This window comes from Paenibacillus agaridevorans (genome assembly GCF_003112455.1).
GTDB lineage: Bacteria > Bacillota > Bacilli > Paenibacillales > Paenibacillaceae > Pristimantibacillus > Pristimantibacillus agaridevorans.
The window spans coordinates 1-6,594 of the sequence record NZ_BDQX01000097.1 but is presented as its reverse complement, the minus strand read 5'-3'; the positions used below and the strand labels follow the sequence as shown (position 1 = coordinate 6,594).

Annotated in this window: 7 protein-coding genes and 1 pseudogene; 7 read left to right on the top strand and 1 reads right to left on the bottom strand. The window is 54.7% G+C overall.

The window, feature by feature from the left end; translation table 11 throughout:
• Together PAT3040_RS36905 and PAT3040_RS09835 are read left to right on the top strand one after the other, a co-directional pair.
• Window positions 1–320: pseudogene (locus PAT3040_RS36905) on the top strand (hypothetical protein); the annotation flags it as partial.
• 46 nt (window positions 321–366) lie between these two features.
• Window positions 367–1,215, top strand: coding sequence for a TolB family protein (locus PAT3040_RS09835; RefSeq protein WP_108992482.1), 849 nt, complete (start codon window positions 367–369; stop codon window positions 1,213–1,215).
• 171 nt (window positions 1,216–1,386) lie between these two features.
• Here the strand turns inward: PAT3040_RS09835 and PAT3040_RS09830 are convergent, their stop codons facing one another.
• Window positions 1,387–2,433: an LLM class flavin-dependent oxidoreductase gene (locus PAT3040_RS09830; RefSeq protein ID WP_087568203.1), complete on the bottom strand. Its 1,047-nt coding sequence runs from the start codon at window positions 2,431–2,433 to the stop codon at window positions 1,387–1,389.
• A 244-nt stretch (window positions 2,434–2,677) separates the two neighbouring features.
• Between PAT3040_RS09830 and PAT3040_RS09825 the strand changes: the two genes are divergently transcribed.
• The 5 genes from PAT3040_RS09825 to PAT3040_RS09805 form a co-directional block, all read left to right on the top strand.
• A complete protein-coding gene (locus tag PAT3040_RS09825) occupies window positions 2,678–3,127 on the top strand; it encodes a DUF1284 domain-containing protein (protein WP_108992481.1) in 450 nt (149 codons plus the stop codon).
• Window positions 3,124–3,495 carry a DUF4180 domain-containing protein gene (locus PAT3040_RS09820; RefSeq protein ID WP_108992480.1) on the top strand — a complete coding sequence of 124 codons (372 nt, stop codon included), beginning with the start codon at window positions 3,124–3,126 and terminating at the stop codon, window positions 3,493–3,495. The genes PAT3040_RS09825 and PAT3040_RS09820 overlap by 4 nt, the downstream gene beginning before the upstream one ends.
• A 347-nt stretch (window positions 3,496–3,842) precedes the next feature.
• Window positions 3,843–3,998 (top strand): paeninodin family lasso peptide, encoded by a 156-nt coding sequence (locus tag PAT3040_RS09815; protein ID WP_179215553.1) that lies wholly within the window; start codon window positions 3,843–3,845, stop codon window positions 3,996–3,998.
• 133 nt (window positions 3,999–4,131) lie between these two features.
• Window positions 4,132–5,103: an aldolase gene (locus PAT3040_RS09810; RefSeq protein ID WP_108992478.1), complete on the top strand. Its 972-nt coding sequence runs from the start codon at window positions 4,132–4,134 to the stop codon at window positions 5,101–5,103.
• A gap of 52 nt (window positions 5,104–5,155) precedes the next feature.
• The coding region (locus PAT3040_RS09805; RefSeq protein WP_108992477.1) for an ABC transporter transmembrane domain-containing protein at window positions 5,156–6,594 on the top strand (1,439 nt) is incomplete at its 3' end.

Sequence of the window (6,594 nt, the reverse complement as noted above, 5' to 3'; positions counted from 1 at the left end):
GGCTGCTGGGGGCCGCGCTCATCGGCTACTGCGGAGCGCAAGCCGCCGTTCCGTTCGGCTATCTCATGCAGACGGAGACGACGGAGGACACCATCGCTCCCATGTCGTCGCTGGCATCAGCCGTTCAGACGAGCTCCATGCTGATCGCTCCCTTCATCGGCGCCGCGGCAGCGGCATACTGGAGTCCGGGAGGCGTATTCCTTGCGGCCGGCTTCGCTATGCTGACCGTTGGTGGAATCGTCTGGACAAGGGGTGCCGCTCCCGGGGGAAAGGCGGCTTTTTCCGCAACGGAAGCACGGGAAAAGCGTTTAACTTTGTAGCAAGCATATCGGCAAGGTCAAGGCCAAGGGAAGGGACTGGGCGAAAATGAGGAAGGTCAGAAGTTATCTAGAGACATTGGATGTGCATACCGGGCAGCGTACCGTGCTGGCCACGTTCGATAGGCGCATTGAGGCGCCGAATTGGACGAGAGAAGGAAAGCTGATCTATAACAGCGGAGGGAAGCTTTATGCCTTCGATCTGGAGACGGGCGTCAGCGAAGAGATACCGTCCGGCTTCGCCAACCGGTGCAATAACGATCACGTGCTCTCTCCGGATCATACGGAGATCGCGGTCAGCCACCATACGGCGGAGGACGGGAAGTCCCGCGTCTACGTATTTACTTTGGCAGGAGGAGAGCCGGTCATGGTGACAGAGGAGGGGCCAAGCTATCTGCATGGCTGGTCGCCGGACGGAAGCACGCTGGCCTACTGTGCCGAGCGAAACGGGCAGTACGATATCTACACCATTCCGGTATTGGGCGGTCAAGAGAAGCAATTGACCGACTCGCCGGGATTAAACGACGGGCCGGAATATTCGCCGGACGGCCGACACATCTGGTTTAACTCCGTTCGCAGCGGTCTGATGCAAATCTGGCGCATGAGGTCCGACGGTTCCGAGCAAACGCAGATGACGTTCGACGAGAGCAACAGTTGGTTCCCGCATGTATCGCCGGACGGAGATACGGTCGTCTACATTGCCTACCGCAAGGGAGATGTGGACCCCGGCGACCATCCCGCGAACAAACACGTGGAGCTGCGCGCCATGTCCAGCGAAGGCGGACCCTATCGCGTGCTGGCGGAGCTCTTTGGCGGACAGGGAACGATCAACGTCAACTCTTGGTCCCCGGACAGTACCCGTTTTGCGTTTGTCAGCTATGAGCTTGTCGACGAATAGGCGATAGCCAAGCTGGACAAGATGCCACCGGCGTTATGTGCCATAATCGCAAACAAAGCCTCCGATTCTGCAAAAGTCCGCAGAATTGGAGGCTTGTCTTGTAGTCGGGGACGGCCAACGGCGTGTTGGCCCTGCTCATGGCCGATCCTTCGATGGCGTATGCAACGAAGATTACCCTTCGATGCGAGCCAGCTCCTTATGAACGATGGGTGCTACCTTGGTGCCAAGCAGCTCAATGGAGTGAAGAATCTCACGATGCGGCATCACTCCCACGTCGAGGTGAAGGAAGAACCGGGTGAGACCTAGGTTCTTGCGAAGCAAGACGATTTTTTCGGCCACGAATTCAGGATCGCCGACATACAGCGCTCCGCGCAGCGTACGAGCGGCATCAAACGCCGATCGGTCATAAGCCGGCCAGCCGCGCTCGCGTCCAAGTTTATTCATCTGCGCTTGTGTGGGAGGGTAGTACAGGTCGGCCGCCCCGTCTGTCGTATCGCCAATAAAGCCATGGGAATGCGACGCGATCTGCAGCTTGCGCGGATCATGTCCGGCCTGTATGGCGGCGCGCTTATACAGATCAACAAGCGGAGCGAAGCGCTCCGGCATACCGCCGATAATGGCGAAGACGACCGGCAGCCCCAGCATGCCCGCGCGCACGGCAGATTCCGGGCTGCCGCCGGTGGCGATCCAGACGGGAAGCGGATCCTGGACGGCTCGCGGATAGATGCCCAGGTTGTCAAATGCGGGACGGTGGCCTCCGCGCCAGCTTACCTTTTCGGACTTGCGAATCGCGAGCAGCAGCTCCAGGTTCTCTTCGAACAAGGAGTCGTAGTCGTCCAAGCTGTATCCAAAGAGAGGGAACGACTCGATAAATGAACCGCGGCCCGCCATAATTTCGGCTCTGCCGTTCGACAAGCTGTCAAGCGTGGCGAAGTCTTGATAGACCCGCACGGGGTCGTCCGAGGAGAGGACGGTGACAGCGCTTGTCAGGCGGATATGCTTGGTCGCAGCGGCAGCTGCCGCCAACGTGACGGCGGGGGCAGAGGCTGCATAATCGGATCTATGATGTTCGCCTATGCCGTATACGTCGAGACCGACCTGATCGGCAAGCACGATTTCCTCCACTGCGTTGCGCAGCCGTTCGGCATGGCTATCCGGGCCATTTGTTGCTTCCAGGAACGTGCTGATGCCGATCTCCATTTTTTTTTCTATAGTCATTGGATAAGCCTCCTTGTTGTGTTGTAGTAACATTACTTATTTATCAGTTTACTATAAAATATAATGTTTCTCAACAATAGTAAGTAAAACGGCCTAAGTTCGGTTTTTGTATTGCGGGATGCGGCTCCCTCTGCTATATTTTGATCAATCGACTGCTGGTGGTGACTCGCTCGGCAGACTTTTTAGTTTTGGCCGAAGCCTGGTATTTTATTTGACAGCTTCTGAAGGAGAAGGGGGTGCCGGCATGAGTGCGATCGCGTTAAGGGGTCATCATTTGCTCTGCCTACTTGGTTATCGGGGCAAAGGGTATTCGGACGGGTTCTGCGCCAACATGACCGAGATTTATGAGACGCTGCGGCTCCATCCGGAGACCGTGATTGAAGTGATCGAAGGTCCCGACGATATATGCCGGGCGTTCCCGAGCGACCAGCATTCCCATTGCTGCAATGATTCCGTGTACCGCAAGGATTACGATATTTTGGCGCAGGTGGGGCTTGCGATCGGCAGCCGCTCCAGTTGGCGCGGCGTGTTGTCCAGGGTGGCAAGCAACGTGGGGCCGGACGATATCCGGACATTATGTTCGGACTGCCGCTGGGAGCCATATGGACTATGTAAGGAGGGCGTGGCGCATATCCATGGTAAACAAGAGTTGCGTCTGCTGCCGGAGAGCGAAAACAAAGGAGGGGCAAAATGAACATACGATTGGATGTGCGGGGAGATTCCCGCGTCGCGATTATCGAGAGTGAAGGAGTAATCGTGAGTGACGTGCAGGACGCGCTGGACTTGATGGCTACAGTGAGCTACGAAACTGACGGCTGCAACAAGCTTTTGATCCGCAAGGAGGCCGTGAGCGAACACTTTTTTGAGCTGAAGACGAAGCTGGCGGGCGACATTCTCCAGAAATATGTCAATTACGGAGTCAAGCTTGCCATTATCGGCGAATATGGCGGATACGACAGCAAGAGCTTGAAGGACTTCATCTACGAATCGAACCAAGGCAAGCAGGTGTTCTTTTTGCCGGACGAGCAGGCTGGATTGGACGCACTTCATGGGGCAAGATGATTTATAATGTCTGGAAAGATTGGCCAAGCGGCGATGAAAGGGAAGCTAGACTGCCCTCTTGCATCGTCGTTTTTTATTGCAAGAAGTGAAGGAGAGGCGCCTTCAATCCATGATTGACAATTTGTAAAGATGGCAGTAAGATGAGGTAGAGTTGTTCTTAATTAAGAACAACCACGCAGAATAGGATTCTTTTTACAGGCTATCGTTGTGTTCTTGAAATATAGGAAAGTATATCATCTTGCCATACTTTCTCTATGTTTCTCGTAACGAAACGCGCTTCGCCGTAAAAGGTCGGCGCAGTCGGTTCACCTGGTTTAGCATCTCATACCCGAGTGGAGGTGTTGTGTTTGGGGAAAAAACAGTGGGTAACGCCAAAGTTGGAAACACTCGACATTAAGATGACTGCGACGGGAAAAGGAAAAGGCAAAGGGAAAGGCGGCTCCGGATCGGGCTCCGGTTCAGGCTCAGGCTCGGGATCGTCGAGCATCGGCTTCGGCAGCTAGGACAGACGTAAAGGCCATATGATTCGATAAGTCCTTATCCCTATCTGTAAGGGGTTTGGGCTTATTCGAACAGATAGATGCATTTTGCAATTCTTAATAATGAACAATTACAGAGGAAAATCGGAGGCCTGCCATGATCGAGCAGTGGAAGGGATACACCTATAAAGCTTTCGGATTACATATTGCCACAGAAATCCCGTTTCTAGGCGCCAAGCCGGCGGAGGAACGATCTCATAACACCGATGTTTGGGTCGAATGGGGAGATTTGACCGCTCTATGGGAGGAGGTATCTAATCCGGACGACGCGTTCGTCGTACTGGATGACAAAGTGCTGTTTCGGATTGGGCAGACGGCCGTCTATTCGGTGGAAGCGGGTACCCGGGTCATCGTTAGCCCCGAAGAAGGCGCGCACTTGGAGCGTATTCGCCTGTTTCTCGACGGTTATTGCATGGCGATTCTGCTGCTGCAGCGAAATATTCTCCCGTTGCACGGCAGCGCGATCGCCAAAAACGGCCTGGCGTATGCGATTGTCGGCAGTTCAGGCGCAGGCAAGTCGACGCTGACGAAGGCTTTGCTAGATCAGGGGTTCTCGTTTGTCAGTGATGACATTATTCCCGTCGTTCTGTCGGACACGGATAATGAGCTGGCGATCGTCTGGCCGGCGCTCCCCGAGCAGAAGCTGTGGCAGGAGAGCCTGAGCGAATTAGGGGTCAGCCGGGAGGGACTTCGTGTCGTCTACGAGCGGCAGGCGCATTCGAGCGAATTGACGGAAGAGATTCGTACGAAATATGCCGTTCCGGTTGCGAGGTTTAGCCATGCCCCGATACCTCTTGCCGGCATATTCGAGCTGGCGAAGCGGGAAGACGCCACTGAGCTTGTTCCTATAGAAGGAGCGGAGCGACTGCGCACACTTGCTCTCCACACCTTCCATCGCTCTCTGATCGAACCTATGGGCTTGCTGGAGTGGCATTTCCGGACAATCGCGGGATTGGCAAACCGGACGGACATGATGCTGCTAGGCAGGCAGCGGGATCAATACTCTGCGCCGGCACTTGTCCAGCTAGTGCTCGAAAATCTCATTATAAAGCGGGAGAACGCGTCATGAGCGGCGGTGCTGCGCGAGTTGTAAACTCCCCCGTTATCGATTGTCTTCGCCTATGAGCCATATTTTCGGTTTTGCAAGGCAAGTCTATCGTTATGCGGGGCCTGTGCTTTGGCTCAATTCGGTCGCGCTGCTGCTAGTCGGCCTGCTGCAATCGATAGGACTTCTGCTCATTCTTCCGCTGATCGCCATTACAGGGCTTGTCGAATTCGATTCAGGCAGCATGCCATATGTTGGATGGCTGTTCCAATGGTTCGAGGATGTGCCCAGGACGCAAAGCTTGTCGCTTATTCTTGCGATTTATGTATTGATCACCGTCTGCCAAAGTCTATTCAACCGTCATCAGACGATACTGAACAAAAAAATACAGCAGGGCTTCGTTCGCAAGCTCCGGGAAGATACTTACAAGGGGCTGCTTCGTGCAAACTGGGATTTCTTTATTCGGCACCGGAAGTCGGACATCGTCAAAATCATGACGACGGAGATCGCCCAGGTAAAAAACGGCTTAAGCGCTTATTTTCAATTCGCGTCTTCGCTAATCTTTGCTGCGGTTAAAATCGTTCTTGCGTTTCTGCTTTCTCCGTGGCTAACGGCGGGCATCCTGACCGCGGGCCTGGTTTTGCTGGTCTGCTCGCGTTATTTTACGCGAAGATCGGAGGAGTTCGGGGAGCGAAATTTACAGCTGTCGAGGGTGTACGTCGCCGGTATTACGGATCATCTGAACGGAATCAAGGATATCAAAAGCAATACGCTGGAGCAGGCGCATGCGGACTGGATGGGCGACGTATGTCGTCAAGCTGAAGATAACGCAGTGGCATTTACGCGGCTTAAGACGAACTCGCAGATGCTTTATAGCGTCGTGTCCTCGGTGCTGCTCGCCGGCGCGGTTTATCTTCTTGTCCACTTGTTCCAGTCGCAGCCCGCCCAGCTGCTTCTTGTCGTGTTGTTGTTTTCGCGGTTGTGGCCAGTCGTTGTCCGCATGCAATCCCGATTGGAGAACCTGTCGAACATGATTCCGTCATTCGAAGCGCTGGTGGAGCTTCAGAACGAATGCGAGCGTTCGCGGGAATTGCAAATCGAGAGCTTTAGCAATGTACGTCCCATCAGGCTGAATGAGGCAATAGAGCTGAACGGAGTCTGGTTTCGTTACGACCTTCGTAAAGAAACGTTTGCGCTGCGAAATGTGGACATCGTCATTCCGGCGCAGGGCATGACAGCTATCGTTGGTCCTTCGGGCGCAGGCAAAACGACGATGGTCGACGTGCTCATGGGGCTAAACCGCCCGGAGAGGGGGGCGGTGCGGCTGGACGGGAAGCCGCTGACGGATGATAATTTGCTGTCATTGCGGCGTTCCGTCAGCTATGTGTCGCAAGAGCCCTTTCTCTTTAGTGCCAGTATTCGCGACAACTTGTTGTTGATGGAGCCGGACGCTTCGGACGACAAGCTTTGGAACGTGCTGGAGCTTGCCTGCGCCGCCGCTGTAGGTCGCAGGCT

What these genes read in the sequence shown, in the direction of transcription:
- PAT3040_RS09835 (WP_108992482.1), top strand. Translation starts at nt 367, where the DNA reads ATGAGGAAGGTCAGAAGTTATCTAGAGACATTGGATGTGCATACCGGG.
- PAT3040_RS09830 (WP_087568203.1), bottom strand. Translation starts at nt 2,433, where the DNA reads ATGACTATAGAAAAAAAAATGGAGATCGGCATCAGCACGTTCCTGGAA.
- PAT3040_RS09825 (WP_108992481.1), top strand. Translation starts at nt 2,678, where the DNA reads ATGAGTGCGATCGCGTTAAGGGGTCATCATTTGCTCTGCCTACTTGGT.
- PAT3040_RS09820 (WP_108992480.1), top strand. Translation starts at nt 3,124, where the DNA reads ATGAACATACGATTGGATGTGCGGGGAGATTCCCGCGTCGCGATTATC.
- PAT3040_RS09810 (WP_108992478.1), top strand. Translation starts at nt 4,132, where the DNA reads ATGATCGAGCAGTGGAAGGGATACACCTATAAAGCTTTCGGATTACAT.